The sequence below is a fragment of the Vibrio ponticus genome, from assembly GCF_009938225.1.
Lineage (GTDB): Bacteria > Pseudomonadota > Gammaproteobacteria > Enterobacterales > Vibrionaceae > Vibrio > Vibrio ponticus.
Map to the genome: position 1 here is coordinate 1,988,931 of NZ_AP019657.1, position 15,560 is coordinate 2,004,490.

Annotated in this window: 14 protein-coding genes; 7 read left to right on the plus strand and 7 right to left on the minus strand. The window is 44.6% G+C overall.

Annotated elements, in window-relative coordinates; genetic code table 11:
- Nucleotides 1-15: 15 nt before the first annotated feature.
- Nucleotides 16-1,983, minus strand: coding sequence for a DNA topoisomerase III (locus tag GZN30_RS08650; RefSeq protein WP_075650354.1), 1,968 nt, complete (start codon nucleotides 1,981-1,983; stop codon nucleotides 16-18).
- A gap of 99 nt (nucleotides 1,984-2,082) precedes the next feature.
- Nucleotides 2,083-2,418 (minus strand): Grx4 family monothiol glutaredoxin, encoded by a 336-nt coding sequence (locus GZN30_RS08655; protein ID WP_075650356.1) that lies wholly within the window; start codon nucleotides 2,416-2,418, stop codon nucleotides 2,083-2,085.
- Nucleotides 2,419-2,803: 385 nt separating this feature from the next.
- Here GZN30_RS08655 and sodB point away from each other — a divergent pair, with 385 nt between their 5' ends.
- The 3 genes from sodB to GZN30_RS08670 all read left to right on the plus strand — a co-directional run bounded on the left by sodB (nucleotide 2,804) and on the right by GZN30_RS08670 (nucleotide 4,867).
- Nucleotides 2,804-3,388 carry a superoxide dismutase [Fe] gene (gene sodB / locus GZN30_RS08660; RefSeq protein WP_075650358.1) on the plus strand — a complete coding sequence of 195 codons (585 nt, stop codon included), beginning with the start codon at nucleotides 2,804-2,806 and terminating at the stop codon, nucleotides 3,386-3,388.
- 121 nt (nucleotides 3,389-3,509) lie between these two features.
- Nucleotides 3,510-4,013, plus strand: a complete 504-nt coding sequence (locus GZN30_RS08665; RefSeq protein WP_123780377.1) for a VC2046/SO_2500 family protein — start codon at nucleotides 3,510-3,512, stop codon at nucleotides 4,011-4,013.
- A 191-nt stretch (nucleotides 4,014-4,204) separates the two neighbouring features.
- Nucleotides 4,205-4,867 (plus strand): SDR family oxidoreductase, encoded by a 663-nt coding sequence (locus tag GZN30_RS08670; RefSeq protein WP_075650362.1) that lies wholly within the window; start codon nucleotides 4,205-4,207, stop codon nucleotides 4,865-4,867.
- Between the two features lie 9 nt (nucleotides 4,868-4,876).
- Here GZN30_RS08670 and GZN30_RS08675 read toward each other — a convergent pair whose 3' ends face one another.
- Nucleotides 4,877-5,326 carry a low molecular weight protein-tyrosine-phosphatase gene (locus tag GZN30_RS08675; RefSeq protein WP_075650364.1) on the minus strand — a complete coding sequence of 150 codons (450 nt, stop codon included), beginning with the start codon at nucleotides 5,324-5,326 and terminating at the stop codon, nucleotides 4,877-4,879.
- A gap of 19 nt (nucleotides 5,327-5,345) precedes the next feature.
- On the opposite strand from GZN30_RS08675, the gene cobO reads away from it, so the two are divergent.
- Nucleotides 5,346-6,017, plus strand: a complete 672-nt coding sequence (gene cobO / locus GZN30_RS08680; RefSeq protein ID WP_408646802.1) for a cob(I)yrinic acid a,c-diamide adenosyltransferase — start codon at nucleotides 5,346-5,348, stop codon at nucleotides 6,015-6,017.
- Between the two features lie 110 nt (nucleotides 6,018-6,127).
- Here cobO and GZN30_RS08685 read toward each other — a convergent pair whose 3' ends face one another.
- The 3 genes from GZN30_RS08685 to apbC all read right to left on the minus strand — a co-directional run bounded on the left by GZN30_RS08685 (nucleotide 6,128) and on the right by apbC (nucleotide 10,360).
- Complete coding sequence (locus GZN30_RS08685; protein ID WP_075650368.1) at nucleotides 6,128-8,251, minus strand: AsmA family protein; 2,124 nt, start codon at nucleotides 8,249-8,251, stop codon at nucleotides 6,128-6,130.
- A 170-nt stretch (nucleotides 8,252-8,421) separates the two neighbouring features.
- A complete protein-coding gene (gene udk, locus GZN30_RS08690; protein ID WP_075650370.1) occupies nucleotides 8,422-9,063 on the minus strand; it encodes a uridine kinase in 642 nt (213 codons plus the stop codon).
- A gap of 223 nt (nucleotides 9,064-9,286) precedes the next feature.
- Nucleotides 9,287-10,360, minus strand: coding sequence for an iron-sulfur cluster carrier protein ApbC (apbC, locus tag GZN30_RS08695; protein ID WP_075650372.1), 1,074 nt, complete (start codon nucleotides 10,358-10,360; stop codon nucleotides 9,287-9,289).
- Between the two features lie 158 nt (nucleotides 10,361-10,518).
- Between apbC and metG the strand changes: the two genes are divergently transcribed.
- The 3 genes from metG to GZN30_RS08710 all read left to right on the plus strand — a co-directional run bounded on the left by metG (nucleotide 10,519) and on the right by GZN30_RS08710 (nucleotide 14,399).
- Nucleotides 10,519-12,585, plus strand: a complete 2,067-nt coding sequence (gene metG, locus GZN30_RS08700) for a methionine--tRNA ligase (RefSeq protein WP_075650374.1) — start codon at nucleotides 10,519-10,521, stop codon at nucleotides 12,583-12,585.
- Nucleotides 12,586-12,962: 377 nt separating this feature from the next.
- On the plus strand, nucleotides 12,963-13,805 hold the full coding sequence (locus GZN30_RS08705; protein ID WP_075650107.1) for a hypothetical protein: 843 nt from the start codon (nucleotides 12,963-12,965) through the stop codon (nucleotides 13,803-13,805).
- Nucleotides 13,806-13,919: 114 nt separating this feature from the next.
- Entirely contained in the window at nucleotides 13,920-14,399 is a 480-nt protein-coding gene (locus tag GZN30_RS08710; protein ID WP_075650105.1) for a YehS family protein, read from the plus strand.
- A 154-nt stretch (nucleotides 14,400-14,553) separates the two neighbouring features.
- Here GZN30_RS08710 and udp read toward each other — a convergent pair whose 3' ends face one another.
- Nucleotides 14,554-15,312: a uridine phosphorylase gene (udp, locus tag GZN30_RS08715; RefSeq protein ID WP_075650104.1), complete on the minus strand. Its 759-nt coding sequence runs from the start codon at nucleotides 15,310-15,312 to the stop codon at nucleotides 14,554-14,556.
- Between the last annotated feature and the right edge of the window lie 248 nt (nucleotides 15,313-15,560).

The window sequence follows — 15,560 nt, forward strand, 5'->3', positions numbered from 1 at the left end:
ACGTAGCCGCCTCTGTTATTTACTCGCTTTACCTTTCCCTGACGCTGGCTTTTTGCCTGTCGATTTAGTGAATGAACGCTTTTTACGCTTAAACGCTGGTCGCTCAACTTTCGGTAGATGGCGCAAAGACTCGGGCACTTCACCACCTTTCACTTGAGTCATCAAATTTGTGATTCGCTCCTGCAATGCTTGCATAAATGGCTGATAAGCATGATTTCGTTCTGCCATGCCTTGCAGTTGGTGCTCCCAATTGGCGGTCATATCCGGATAAGTCGACTCATTAGGCAGTGCATGGATCAACCCTCGACCGGCTGGTGAACTTAGGATGCTCTTACCTTGTCTAGTTAATAACTGGCGCTTAAATAGCGTATCGAGAATACCCGCTCGCGTCGCTTCAGTGCCAAGACCATCGGTTTCGCGTAGAATTTTTTTCAGCTCTTTATCTTCAACAAAACGAGCAATCCCTGTCATCGCTTGCAGCAGCGTTGCTTCGGTAAAGTGTTTTGGCGGCTCAGTTTGGTGCTGCTTAATCTCCCCTTCACGGCAAGTCAGCACTGTCCCTTCCGCTAGGGGCGGCACGTTATCGACACCTGCGTCGTCATCGTCCGCTTTACCCATCAAGGCTTTCCAACCTGCGGCAACCAACTGACGACCTTTTGCCACAAACACACCACCGGCAATATCAAACACCAACTTGGCTTCTGCATAGACAGCTGGCGGATAAAATTGCATCAAATATTGACGAGCAATCATCTGATACACTTTCATTTCATTGCCCGACAACCCATTGACTGAAGCCTGCTTTGGCGTGGGTATAATTGCGTGGTGCGCGTCGACTTTTTTATCATTCCATGCTTTTGACTTAAGCGCTAAATCAGCGCCATTAACCGCAGCGCTCATCTCTTTAGCGTTATGGGCAATAGCCTGACACACACTACCCGCTTGTGCGTAATGTTCTTGCGGCAAGTAGCGACAATCCGAACGAGGATAGGTAATCAACTTGTGTTTTTCATACAATGACTGACACGTGTCCAGCACTTGTTGCGCACTCATGCCATAGCGTTTGGCGACATCGATCTGCAGTGCAGACAATGAATACGGCAGTGGCGCAGCTTGCTTCGTTTGCTTTTGCTGAGACTCGGTCACCTTGGCGGGCTGATTGGCTATGCGACTGGCAACATTTTCCACCAGCTTACGATTCAGCACTCGCCCTTCTTCATCTTGCCAAGGCTTACAAGCATCACTTGGTTGCCATTTAGCACGGATATCAAACGCACCAAACTCGCCTTGATATGGAATCAGCGCATGGAGACTGAAATAGTCACGCGGAATAAAGTTCTCGATCTCTTCATCGCGGCGTACCACTAAACCCAATACCGGAGTTTGCACCCGCCCCACTGACAATACGCCTTGATAACCGGCCTTCTGACCTAAAAGGGTATAAGCGCGAGACATATTCATGCCATAGAGCCAATCGGCACGAGAGCGTGCTAAAGCCGATACAGAGAGCGGAATAAAGTCACGGTTGCTGCGCATTGAACCAATTGCACGTTTCACCGCAGGTAAGTTAAGGTCACTGATCAACAAACGCTGAGCACTCTGCTTTTTGCTTTGAGATACCTTGCAATAATCCAACACCTCATCAACCAAGAGCTGCCCTTCTCGATCCGGGTCACCGGCGTGAATGATTTGTGCGCTCTCTTTAAGTAACTTACGTACTACCGTCAATTGCTTACTGGCTGACTTGCGCGGTCTTAACTGCCACTGCTCTGGCACAATCGGCAAATCATTGAGGTTCCATTTTTTATAGCGCTCGTCATAGACGTCTGGCTCAACCTGTTCTAGCAGGTGACCTATACACCAAGTCACCACATCACCGTTACCACAACGAATAAAACCTTGTTCATTCTTTTTCGGCCCGGGAAGTGCCGCAGCAATTGCTCGCCCTAAACTTGGTTTTTCAGCAATAAATAAACGTGACATAACGTACCTAGTGATCTCTATCAGCAGCACAAAAAAATAAGGGTCACATTATCGAATGTGACCCTTATAAATCAAGAAAAACTGTGAATTTAAACAGTATTATTCAGCATCGCCTTGAGCACGTGCAGCTGCTTCTTTAACTAGCGGCTGAAGTTCGCCCTTTTGGAACATTTCGATGATGATGTCACAGCCACCAATTAGCTCACCTTCAACCCAAAGTTGTGGGAATGTTGGCCATTGCGCGTATGCTGGAAGCTCTGCACGGATGTCTGGGTTTTGTAGAATATCTACATAAGCGAATTTTTCGCCACAAGCCATTAGTGCTTGAGCCGCTTGTGAAGAGAAACCGCAGCTAGGTAGTTTAGGTGAACCCTTCATGTAAAGAAGGATTGAGTTCTCTGCGATTTGCTGTTTGATTTTTTCAATAGTTTCCATTGCTTCCTCTGATGGAGTTACTGCAAGATATCAGCACATTTTAAACCATTGTTGAAGAATAAAAAGCACAGAATTATTGCGGGTATTACTAAAGGCGTTTTCACGCTATCTTAACACGTTATCTACCTAGGCGTAATCTCAAGCTGATTTCACTGAATTTTCGCTAAAACCACGTTTTTTATGTGCTTAAATAAACAGTTAGAAACGAATTTTTTCTATAACTATTTACTCCCGTGTGCTTTTAATCACGTAAAAACTTGATAAACTAGCAACAAGTCAGTCAAATTGACAACGACGCGCAAGGCTGCGAGTCGGATAAAACAATAAACATCTGGAAGCAATTGAAAGAGTGTTATCTCTTTCTATATATATGGAGAAACGAGCAATGGCATTTGAACTACCAGCTCTGCCTTATGCGAAAGACGCATTAGAACCACACATCTCAGCTGAAACACTAGATTTCCACCACGGTAAGCACCACAACACTTACGTTGTAAAACTTAACGGCCTGATCCCAGGTACTGAGTTTGAAGGTAAGACTCTAGAAGAGATCGTTAAAACTTCTACTGGCGGTGTATTTAACAACGCAGCTCAAATCTGGAACCACACGTTCTACTGGCACTGTCTAGCGCCAAACGCGGGTGGCGAGCCAACAGGTGCAGTAGCGGACGCAATCAACGCAGCATTCGGTTCTTTCGAAGAGTTCAAAGCTAAGTTTACTGACTCAGCAATCAACAACTTCGGTTCATCTTGGACTTGGCTAGTGAAGAAAGCTGACGGTTCTCTAGAGATCGTTAACACTTCAAACGCGGCTACTCCTCTAACAGAAGAAGGCGTAACTCCGCTTCTAACTGTTGACCTATGGGAACACGCGTACTACATCGACTACCGTAACGTTCGTCCAGACTACATGAACGGTTTCTGGGCTCTAGTTAACTGGGATTTCGTAGCAGAGAACCTAGCTAAGTAATCCAGCGGTTACGCAAAATTTCAAAAGCCTGCATCATGCAGGCTTTTTTCGTTTATCAGCAAAATTTGCTTAAAGTTTCTCGACAGTTAGCCGTTAACTTAACTGGAAAGTGAGGGACGCAATGCAAATCGACGCGATCAATAACATCAGTGCTATCAACGAACTTCAGTTCGGTACGGGGATTAACCATGCCGTTCACGAAGGTCGTCGTGCCGACTTCGCTTTACTCCTTTCAATGTTCTCTAATGACGTACGTGACAACACGCCTGTCGAGCAAATTGATAATGTTGAGATTACAGACCAAACCTTACGTCAGCGTTTTGATTTGCAGCGCCCTCAACAGCTACAAGCAGACCAAAGCTCATATCAAATATCGGCACAACAAGCGCACCAATTTCATCAAGGCGGTCTCGCCAGTGCAAAGCTTGCGCACTATTTGATGCCAGAGGCGCTGGTTTATCTTCCTGAACAAACCCATACCCTTCCGGAAGAGGTTTACCATAACCTGTCTTTACATCAACAGCGCCAACTTGGCGAGAAAGAGCCGAAGAAGCTCATGCCTTTTGATCTGTATAATCAATTAGTTGAAGCACAAAGAACTTATCAGATCCGCGCACAAGCATAATGAATTGCGAGCTCTAGCACATATTTTTCTATTCAATATTTGGGTTTACAAGTTTGTGAATAGACGCAAAAAACTGACAACTAATACTACATACTCACAGCTTATTTGATGTTATTCACATCTAAATAACAATAAATCTACCATTCTGTTGTGAACAGAAATTTAGTCACCAATCGATGGAGAGCAAAGGTATGAAAATAGACAATGCAGTTGTGTTAGTGACCTCTGCTGGTTCTAGAGTTGGGAGCACACTCGCAGCTCATTTTTCATCTTTAGGTGCACACATTATTCTATGTGATAGCGACAAACGTCTTCTAGATGAAACCTATCAACGTTGCCGCACAACCAATGACAATGTCCATCGATATGATCTTAAAGATTATTCAATCCCATCTATTCGTCATTTATTTCAATCAATCGAGACGTCATTGGGGCGCTCGCCTGACATTTTAATCAATACCTTTACCACCAAAGCGATCCCAAACATTTTTGAGCACAGCGCTTACGACACTTTTGCCATGAACCTGTCTTCAATGGCGAGTACGCTGTTTGGCTTTGGGCAAGTGTCTGCCGATAGAATGAGAAAAGAGAATAAATGCGGCGTGATCGTCAACGTGATTGGTTACACCAACTATGAGGATATGGCGGGTTTTGATAATGCATCTTCATTTGTGTCAGGGTTTACTCAAAGCTGGGCAAAAGAACTCGACCCTTTCAATATTCGCGTTGGAGGTGTTGTTCCATGTGGTGAAGCTAACGGACAAAATTGGGCAGAAGTTCAAGACGAAGTCATCCGTAACACGGAGTACATTGTCACCAATGACTATTTCAATGGCCGCATAATGGCGGCCTAATTTTCCTATTTATAACTGACGCAGTACGCTCTCCGCTGCGTCCTCCAACAAATCTAGTACTAACTCAAATCCTCGCTCACCACCATAATATGGGTCAGGAATTTCTTGTTGCTCCGAATCTCCAAAGCTCAGATAAAGCTTTAATTTAAATTGGTGCTCTGCTGGGCAGATTGCTTGAAGATCGCTTAAATTATCATTATCTGCCGCCAGGATTAAATCAAAGTAGGTAAAATCTTGTGGCTCAACCTGACGGGAACGAATACCTTTAAACGAATAGCCGCGTCTCTCGCCAGCTTGTCGTGAGCGTTCATCAGGTGGATTACCTTGGTGATAGCCAATCGTACCCGCTGAGTCTACCTCCACATCAATCCCCAATTGCTTTGCCTTGGCACGCAATACGGCTTCACCCGTTGGTGATCGGCAGATATTTCCCATACAGACAACCAATATCTTTTTCATTCGTTCCCCTGAATTATCAATGGTTTTTCTTACCCTTGGGTTGGTCTATCATAGCGAGAATAGCGAATCGAAAAAAGGAATTAGCAACATGACAGAAAACGACAAACAACAACGTCATAAAGCACGACAAGAGAAGGTAAAACAGCAGGTAGACGCCAAAGTTGCTGCCGCAACCGAAGTTAAAGGTTTAATTTTGGTCATCACTGGTAACGGTAAAGGCAAATCTACTTCAGGTTTTGGCACTATCGCTCGTGCTGTTGGTCATGGTCAAAAATGCGCAGTGGCTCAGTTTATTAAAGGTACTTGGGACAACGGTGAGCGTAATCTGCTAGAAAAGCTCGGGGTTGAATTTCAAGTCATGGCAACGGGCTTCACTTGGGAAACGCAAAATAAACAAGCCGATACCGAGGCCGCTCAATTGGTGTGGCAAGAGTGCAAACGCATGCTGCAAGATGAGTCTATTGATGTCATTTTGTTTGATGAGCTGACTTATATGGTTACTTACGGCTACATTGATCTTGATGAAGTGGTTGAAGCGCTCAATAATCGCCCGAAAATGCAGTCTGTTGTGATTACCGGACGAGCGGCGCATCGCACTCTAATTGAGATGGCTGATACCGTATCTGAAGTGAAAAACGTCAAGCATGCGTTTGAGTCTGGCGTTAAAGCGCTTAAAGGCGTGGATTGGTAATTTCGCCAATCTGATTGTGACTGGCTAATGCATCACCGCTATCAGATAAATGTACCAAGTATAAAAAAGCCCGCGTCATCACGCGGGCTTCGATTGAACGCTCTAAAGAGTTAATTAAACAGACCTTTTAGCAAGCCATTAATGGCTTCTTTGGTCTTTTCATCTTTGATTTTCTCGCCTAATTTTTCATCAAGCTTTTCAAGACCACGGTCGATCTCTTTTTGTGCTTTCTGTTTCAGCACATCATCAAAGACCAATTTGAACTTCGGATCCGCCCATTTGCCTGATACGTTGATTGGAATCGTGATGTCTTTTAGCTCATCGATATCCTTACCACCTTGCCCTTCTAGTGAGCCAACAATCGAGGTGCTGATCGTAAAATCTGCGGTATCATTGAGGTAGTTTGCACTGCCTTCGCCACGTACACGTAGCAATGGTGATTGAGCGTGAAGGTTATTGGTCGACACCACACCATTTTTCAAGTTTAGTGTTGCTGTCATCGCACTGAAGTCGGTTTTCTTAACTTGCTCTTGACCTTCTAAAGATTCACCTTTGAACTTCGCGTAGTTCTCTCGAATTAATTGCGCGACGTTGATACCGTTAACTGCACCATCCGCAAAGTTGATCTTAATTGTACCCGCAAGGTTTTGCTTCATTGTGGTTGTCGCAAGACCTTTACCCGTCACATTCACATCAATATTGCCAGTACCCTCTAGCTTATCGTTTTGTGCCACATCAATCAGTAACGGCAGCACTTGCACCCCTTTGATCTGCTTCTTCGCACTGTAGGTCGCTGGCGATTTACGCGCATCTAACGTAGCAGTCGCTTTGATAGAGCCATCGTAAAGGTTTGAGCTGAATGAGGTGAGTTTCACTAGACCACGATTAACGCTAAATTTAGCGGCAACATTTTGCATTTTAGCGTTGCCTGCTTTGAACTTATCAATCGTGATTGCACCGGTCACATCCAGTGTTTTTAACGCAGAGAGATCAGGTTCTTGATTACTGTCATCCTTGGCAATTTCTGCCGATTCATTTGACTTCGCTTCATCCTTGTCCGCCTTGGCTTGCTCGTCTTTGTCAGCGCCTAGGAAGGCATCAACGTCAATTTCAGGGCTGTGAAGGTTAAAGACAATCTTGGGAATCTCAGCAAGAGTCACGTCCAGCTTACCGTCAAACTGCAAGGCGTTCGCCGTCAGTTTTTCTAATACAAAACTTAAGTGGCTGTTAGTTAAATCAAATGTTAAGTCTGATGCCATATCCACTTTCATTGGCGATTGTGGCAGCGTAGCGCCTTCAAATGTCGCATCTAGACCCAACTGCTTCATAGTCACTTTACTGATCGCTTTATCCACCGTCAGCTGCGCACCACCTTTTAGGTCAAGGGCTAAGTCTGCCGCGGTTCCTTTCACAGCGTATTTAAGGTTGTTGGCTTGATCGAAAGCAAAGGTATCCAATTGAATAGAAGCTGATTCGATCTTGTTAGTCGCATCACTATAACTCGCGTCAAAGCTGATGTTTTTCAGCTCATATTGAGTAAAACCTGTCATCAATTTCAGCTCTGCGGTGCCTTGCGCTGCAAATTGTTGCTGATTGGTTTCACCTTTCATCGCAAAATCTGCTTTGCTCCAAGCATCCAAAGCGAACTCGGTTAAGGTTAGTGACACATCGTATAGTTTGGTGTGCGTACCTGCCTGCTCATCTTGAATATCAAGTAATGCATTGGTGATCGAGATCCCCGCTAGGCTGATCGTCCACGCAGATGCTGGTTGTGCACTCGGCTCTGTCGCTGGCGTATTTTCCGGTGCAGATTGTTTTGTCTCAGAAGCAGCTTGCGGTTTATTTGCTTGCAACGCATCAAGGTTTTTCACGCCATCTTTACGCGTTTCAAGATAAAACTCTGCACCATCAAGTGTCACATTGCCAATTTCTAGCTGCTGACTAAACAGCGGCATCACTGATACATCAATACCGACCTGTTCGACTTTAAACAAATTGGGTTGACTAAAACCTTGTGGGTTCTTCAGTTCAGTTTTGCCTAACGTAAAACCAACCGAAGGGAAGAATTGCCAATCAATATCGCCTTCAATCACAAGATCTAAACCAGTTTGCTGTTTAGCTTGCTCAACGATTAGCGGTTTGAATTGGTTAGGATTAACGAGCAACACCAATGCCAATATGGCGGCGATGATTGCCACGATAGGAATGGCGAGCACTAACGCGATTTTCTTCATCAGCAGAGTCCTTGCTTAACTGCCTAGCGGCGATATGGGAAAAGTTTACTGAAAGTATAATGGTTTAGCGCAAAATTAGTACAAAAACGATTATCTTGCAGCAAAAAGAAAGTGGCACTTAAAGTGCCACTTATCTAGAAGAAAATAAAGTCTCTAAAATCAGAATTAGGTTAAGATTTCAGAAGCTTAGCAATGTGCGCTTTAAGCACATCGATTGCGATACGGTTTTTACCACCGCGAGGAACGATGATATCTGCGTATTGCTTTGATGGTTCAATAAACTGCATAAACATTGGACGTACAGTCTCTTGGTACTGCTTAAGTACCGATTCCATTGTACGACCACGTTCTTCTACGTCACGCTTAACACGGCGCAGTAGACAGATATCAAGCGGAGTATCCATAAATACTGTCGCGTGACACAGTTTACGTAGACGTGGATCTGTTAGAAGTAGAATACCTTCAAGAATGATCACTTTCTTTGGTGTCATTGTTGTGGTGTTCTCTGTACGAGTATGCTCTGAGTAGCTGTACTCAGGCACTTCAACCGCTTCACCTTTAACTAGTTTCTCTAGGTGATCACACAGTAGATCGTGATCTAGTGCACTCGGGTGGTCATAGTTGGTTTTTACACGTTCTTCCATGCTCAGATGAGTCTGGTCGTTGTAGTAGCAATCTTCCGTAATTACACCAATTTGATGATCGCCTACCTTCTCGCGAAGTTCATTATAAATAGTGCTTGCGATTAAGCTTTTACCAGAAGCTGAAGCGCCAGCAATACCGACGATTACACATTGATTATTATCAGACATTATTCTTGCACCCGATGAATTGATTGGTGAGCTGTGACCTGCTAATAGTTTGGCATGGAAAGGTTAGCAGAGCCAAATTAAACTGCCTGATTATAGGGAGTTCATTGGTGAGATACCAGAAAGTAATAGACGAAATCGTCTTTCTATACAAAATGGAATAAGAAAAGGTAGAGCAAACGTTTAGCTGGCATAACGCCAGCTAAATATAGATATGCAACAACACTTACAACGTGGTGATATTGATAGCATCGGGTTGAACATCACCTCGCCAGTAGAGGCGAGCACAGACTGCTTCAGCCAGTTCTAGGTACTGTTTGGTATGCACTGAGTCTGGGCGTGCAGCCACGGTCGGACAACCCGCATCAATATCTTCACGCAGATGAATATCGAGTGGGATCTGCCCCAATAAATCCAAGTTATATTCTGCTGACATTTTCTCCGCGCCACCCGTACCAAAGATATGTTCTTGGTGACCACAATTGCTGCAGATGTGGTAACTCATGTTCTCAACCAAACCGACCAAAGGGATCCCCACTTTATCGAACATCGCGGCACCTTTGCGCGCATCAGCTAAAGCAAGATCTTGCGGAGTAGTAACAATCACCGCACCTGTGACTGGAATCTGCTGCGCGAGGCTCAATTGAATATCACCCGTGCCTGGCGGCATATCAATCACAAGGTAATCCAACTCCGGCCAATCCGTTTCATTGAGTAATTGAGCCAATGCTTTCGATGCCATCGGACCACGCCAAATGGTGGCTTCATCTTTAGATACCAGATAACCAATCGAGTGAGTATAAATGCCATGGGCTTCAACTGGCTGCATCCACTTATTATCGCGTACTGCGGGTTGCGCCTCTACTTGGCCAATCATCATAGGTACAGAAGGACCATAGATATCCGCATCAAGTAGCCCAACTTTGGCACCGCTACGTGAGATGGCTAACGCTAAGTTTACTGAGGTGGTCGACTTACCGACGCCGCCTTTCGCAGAGGTAACCGCAATAATGTTTTTCACACCTTTGACCGAACTGCCAACGTGATTCGCCAGTGTTTTCACCTGCACACCAATACGGTAGTTAAATTTTGCCACCGCTTGGCTCTGCTGCTGAGCTTGAATCCACTGATCGATGTCCGTCACTAACTGATTCGCAGCATAAGGCAGTTTAATATCAAAAAAACCTTCTGCATCAACACTGACAATACCCGGTGTCGATGCCCAGTTTTGAATCACAGAATGGTGCTCGTATTGGCTTAACCAATCGCAAAAATCTTGTTTGGAATTGAACTGACGCATAGGTCCTCCTTTATCCCTCCCATCGTAGCACTCGAATCGCCGATACAGAACCCTGAAAAAACTAGGGGATTGCCAATTTGACACCTTGGAGTCGCTGTTTGAATCGGGTAGTATTAGTCTCTATTTTTTGTACCTATCGAGAAAAGCGAATATTAAGTATGGCAAACGATCCAAGAAACTTTCCTGCAAGGAAAATGCTGGTAACTTGTGCCCTTCCGTACGCTAACGGTTCGATCCACCTAGGTCATATGCTTGAGCATATCCAAGCTGACATCTGGGTTCGTTACCAACGCCTACGTGGCAACACTGTAAACTTCATCTGTGCTGACGACGCTCACGGCACGCCGATCATGCTTAAAGCTCAACAGATGGGTATCTCTCCAGAAGAGATGATCGCAGCAGTAAGCGAAGAGCACCAAAAAGACTTCGCTGGCTTCGATATCAGTTTTGATAACTACCACAGCACGCACTCAGAAGAGAACCGCGAACTGGCGTCTCACATCTACCTACAACTGAAGAAAAACGGCTTTATTTCTAGCCGTACTATCTCTCAGCTGTTTGACCCAGAAAAAGAGATGTTCCTACCAGACCGTTTTGTTAAAGGTACTTGCCCTAAGTGTAAGTCTGAAGACCAATACGGTGATAACTGTGATAACTGTGGTGAAACGTACAGCCCAACTGAACTGATTAATCCAAAATCAGCAGTGTCTGGCGCAACACCTATCATGAAAGATTCTGAGCACTTCTTCTTCGACCTACCTCAGTTTGAAAGCATGCTACAAGAGTGGACTCGCTCAGGCTCGCTACAATCTGAAACTGCGAACAAGATGCAAGAATGGTTTGAGTCTGGTCTGCAACAGTGGGATATCTCACGTGATGCACCATACTTTGGCTTTGAAATCCCAGGCGAAGAAAACAAATTCTTCTACGTATGGCTAGATGCACCTGTTGGCTACATGGCTTCATTTAAGAACCTATGTGACAAAACTGAAGGTCTAGATTTCGACGAATACTGGAAGAAAGACAGCACAACTGAGCTGTACCACTTCATCGGTAAAGACATCGTTTACTTCCACAGCCTATTCTGGCCTGCAATGCTAGAAGGCAGCGGTTTCCGTAAGCCAAACAACGTATTCGTTCACGGCTACGTAACGGTAAACGGCGCGAAAATGTCTAAGTCGAAAGGTACGTTTGTAAAAGCAAGCACCTACCTAAATCACCTAGACCCAGAATGTCTACGTTACTACTACGCGGCAAAACTAAACAGCCGTATTGATGACCTAGACCTTAACCTTGAAGACTTCTCTCAACGTGTAAACGCTGACGTAGTAAACAAGATTGTTAACCTAGCATCACGTAACGCTGGCTTCATTACTAAACGTTTTGAAGGCAAACTGGCTGAAAACTTCGCAGAGCCTGAGCTATACAACGAATTCGTTGCAGCAGCAGATCGCATTGCTGAGCTTTACGAAACTCGCGAATTTGGTCGTGCAATTCGTGAAATCACCGCATTGGCTGACAAAGCAAACCAATACGTTGATGAAAAAGCACCTTGGGTTGTGGCAAAAGAAGAAGGCAAAGATCAGGAACTTCAAGAAATCTGTTCGGTAGGTATCAACCTATTCCGCGTTCTGATGACTTACCTAAAACCAGTAATGCCAGCACTTGCGGCTCGTACTGAAGCGTTCCTAAACCAAGAACTAACTTGGGAAGGTATTGCTGCGCCACTAACGGCTCACGAAATCACGGCGTTTAAAGCTCTGTTCAACCGTATTGATCCTAAGAACATCGAAGCGATGATCGAAGCATCAAAAGAAGACGCAGCAGCAGAAATGGCAGCAAAAGAGAAAGCAGAAGCAGCGAAAACTGAAACTGAGCTAAGCAAAGACCCAATCGCAGAAGAAATTGAGTTTGATGCATTTGCAAAAGTTGATCTACGTATCGCGAAAATCGTTTCTTGTGAAGCAGTGCCAAAAGCAGACAAACTACTGAAATTCCAATTGGATATCGGTGGTGAAATGCGTCAAGTATTCTCAGGCATTAAAGCTGCCTACAACCCAGAAGACCTAGTAGGTAAACTAACGGTTGTGGTCGCTAACCTTAAACCTCGTAAGATGAAGTTTGGTATGTCTGAAGGCATGATCCTAGCAGCAGGTCCTGGCGGTGCCGACCTGTGGATCCTTGAACCACACGAAGGTGCTCAACCTGGTATGCGTGTAATGTAAGCTTCAAGCTTGTATTGTAATCACTTTAAAATCCTCGCCTCTGCGGGGATTTTTTTATTTAACGACTTTATACCAATCAGGATAAGTAAGTGGTCAGAAAATTGCGCAAGGAAAATCGCTTAGAACTAGGCGCAGATTGCCGCTAACTAGTTATTCTAATTACAAAATCTGCAACAACGTTATAAGCGATTTTAATCAGCACGAATGATTAAAGACTTATGCTGGTTGGTATTATACCCTCCCCTCACTGGTGAACCACTGCACCAAAATGGTACAGCCACACAAAGCTTCTCACTCTAAATTATTGATAATTAACAGCTTAAAATCTGGCACTGATAGTGCTGAGACTCTAATGCCACCAGCAGCAAGGAGTCGCTATGTTCATTATTATTTCTATCTCGGTTTCCGTTCTCATTCTGATTTTGATCTATCACTACTCAAGGCAACGTTCTCTTTCCCACCAGCGTAACTATCAACAAATCGTTACTTTGCGCTTAGTAATGGAGCTATGCCGAAAGCATCGCGCTGTTACTCACCATGCTGCTACGACCAATAACCACTCAGCGATTGAGGATACGCTGGTGCAAATTGATCAACAGCTAGACAAAGAATCTAGCCGATTAATCAGCTTGGCTAATTTTGACCATAAACCCATGTACCGAGTGCTGCAAATGAAACTCAAAGGATTGAGTAATGAGTGGCAGCAACGTTCGTTTGCCCGCAACCAGCGTATTCATGGTACGGCGATTCGTCACTGTATGTTTCTGATTGATGATATCGCTCTGGCTTGGCTTTTAGAGTCTGGGCGTGCCGATCTCAGTGATGAATACCATATGAACTGGCAGCAAGTGCTCGACAGCATGGAGGTATTAACGCAACTGAGAATTTGTATTCAAGAGATTGATCAGCCAATTGGTGAAATGAGAGTCAGATACTACGGCGATAAAGTTCGCCATAAACTGCACCAACTCAGTTTGATCAGCCCCCTGCCAATTCGTTCTCCCGTTGGCACCCAAGTGCTTGAGCAACTCGATGAACTGGTTGCAGCAAACAAACTGGATATCAACCAAGCAGATCTCTATCAACTCACCACCGATATCTCACAGCTCATTGCTCAAGTTTATGATGATATGTTGTCTGACATTACGCAAAGCCTCTATCAGGCTCTGCCCGATATTTCATCTGCCACCATTCACACAGAAAAGAGTAAAGCGCACTAACCGTAAAACCATTAGTTCTGTTGATAGCGGTCATTCTCTGATAGAGTCGCGCTCATTCTTGATATCGTTCGTTGCAGCAATTCGCTTCAACCCATAGCCAGACTAGGATCACCTTTGACTAATAATGAAATTTTGCGTCGCATTCAGCACGCTTTGAACCTGAAAAATGCCCAAATTATCAAAGCTTTTGAGCAAGCTGATGTGTCGGTTGCCCATGACCAAGTGAACAACTGGTTGAAAGCAGAGAACGAAAAATCTTTCGCCAAAATGAAAGATAAAGATCTTGCGGTATTTTTAAATGGTTTTATTAACCTTAAGCGTGGCAAGAAAGAAGGTGAGCAACCAAAACCTGAGCTACAACTGACGAATAACATGATCTTTATGAAACTGCGTATCGCGCTAAATATGAAGAACGAAGATGTGTTAGATGCGCTTGAGCTAATGGGCATCAGCCTTAGCAAGTATGAGATTGGTGCTTTCTTCCGCAAGCCAAACAATAAGAACTACAAAGAATGTAGTGATGAGCTACTGTGTGACTTCTTAAACGGTGTGCAGTTTACCCAACGCCCAGACTCAATCGAGTTTGCAGGCTAACGCCACACGCCATTATAAAAACACCCCCAATACTTATTGCTAAATATTGAGGGTGTTTGGGGTATTCATTTAAGCTGACTCATTCGACTTCAACGGTCGGCATCTTTTCTAGAAATCACTTTAAATCGTCAGACTCAAGCATCAGGCAATCGCCTTACAGCATTTTACGTGCAGCTTCGACCACCACTTTGATTGAACGTGCTTCGGTTTCTTTTAGCGTCGCGTGATCTGGGATCTCTTTCTGCGTACGGTTGATAATCACACCGGCAACACAACCAGCTTTTAGCCCTGAGCTTGCACACATGGTAAGTAGCGTTGCTGACTCCATCTCGAAGTTTAGTACGCCCATTTCTTGCCACTCTTGCATTGAGCCTTGGAAACGCTTAACAACTCGACCAGTGAAAGTATCGTAACGCTCTTGACCTGGGTAGAAAGTATCACTTGATGCCGTCACACCCATGTGAACCGTTGCACCACTCTCTTCAACTGCCGCTTTCATTGCGGTCGCAACTTCAAAGTCAGCCACGGCTGGGAACTCCATTGGTGCAAAGTGTAAGCTTGCGCCATCAAGACGAACAGAGCCTGTAGTGACGATCATGTCACCCACATTAACGTGCGGTTGGATTGCACCTGTGGTACCAACACGTAGGAAAGTGCGTACGCCTAATTGAGCAAGCTCTTCTACCGCAATCGATGTTGAAGGACCGCCAATACCGGTTGAGCACACAATAACTGGCTTGCCATCAAGCTCTGCACGGTAAAGTGTGTATTCACGATGACTGGCTAGAAAAACTGGGTTTTCCATTTCCTCTGCAATTTTTTGTACACGCGCAGGATCACCTGGAATGATCGCTAGAGTTGCGCCAGCTAGATCGGCTTCGGTAACACCTAAATGGAATACAGCTTGAGACATGAGGAAACTCCTTATTACGTCGAGTTGTTGTTTAACACTCGATCTATAAATTCATTGGGTACGCAACTAATGTAACTAACTCACCTAGGATATAGAGTGATACATGTCACACATAAAAAAGTAATAAACCACCAACTTGCACATAAAAACGGTTGGCATCACATAACAATGTATAACAACTGATGTGATTGCATAAAAAGAATAGCCACTAAATTGACTTTAGTGGCTATTTTTACTTTCAACCTTAA

What these genes read in the sequence shown, in the direction of transcription:
- GZN30_RS08650 (WP_075650354.1), bottom strand. Translation starts at nt 1,983, where the DNA reads ATGTCACGTTTATTTATTGCTGAAAAACCAAGTTTAGGGCGAGCAATT.
- GZN30_RS08655 (WP_075650356.1), bottom strand. Translation starts at nt 2,418, where the DNA reads ATGGAAACTATTGAAAAAATCAAACAGCAAATCGCAGAGAACTCAATC.
- sodB (WP_075650358.1), top strand. Translation starts at nt 2,804, where the DNA reads ATGGCATTTGAACTACCAGCTCTGCCTTATGCGAAAGACGCATTAGAA.
- GZN30_RS08665 (WP_123780377.1), top strand. Translation starts at nt 3,510, where the DNA reads ATGCAAATCGACGCGATCAATAACATCAGTGCTATCAACGAACTTCAG.
- GZN30_RS08670 (WP_075650362.1), top strand. Translation starts at nt 4,205, where the DNA reads ATGAAAATAGACAATGCAGTTGTGTTAGTGACCTCTGCTGGTTCTAGA.
- GZN30_RS08675 (WP_075650364.1), bottom strand. Translation starts at nt 5,326, where the DNA reads ATGAAAAAGATATTGGTTGTCTGTATGGGAAATATCTGCCGATCACCA.
- cobO (WP_408646802.1), top strand. Translation starts at nt 5,346, where the DNA reads ATGGTTTTTCTTACCCTTGGGTTGGTCTATCATAGCGAGAATAGCGAA.
- GZN30_RS08685 (WP_075650368.1), bottom strand. Translation starts at nt 8,251, where the DNA reads ATGAAGAAAATCGCGTTAGTGCTCGCCATTCCTATCGTGGCAATCATC.
- udk (WP_075650370.1), bottom strand. Translation starts at nt 9,063, where the DNA reads ATGTCTGATAATAATCAATGTGTAATCGTCGGTATTGCTGGCGCTTCA.
- apbC (WP_075650372.1), bottom strand. Translation starts at nt 10,360, where the DNA reads ATGCGTCAGTTCAATTCCAAACAAGATTTTTGCGATTGGTTAAGCCAA.
- metG (WP_075650374.1), top strand. Translation starts at nt 10,519, where the DNA reads ATGGCAAACGATCCAAGAAACTTTCCTGCAAGGAAAATGCTGGTAACT.
- GZN30_RS08705 (WP_075650107.1), top strand. Translation starts at nt 12,963, where the DNA reads ATGTTCATTATTATTTCTATCTCGGTTTCCGTTCTCATTCTGATTTTG.
- udp (WP_075650104.1), bottom strand. Translation starts at nt 15,312, where the DNA reads ATGTCTCAAGCTGTATTCCATTTAGGTGTTACCGAAGCCGATCTAGCT.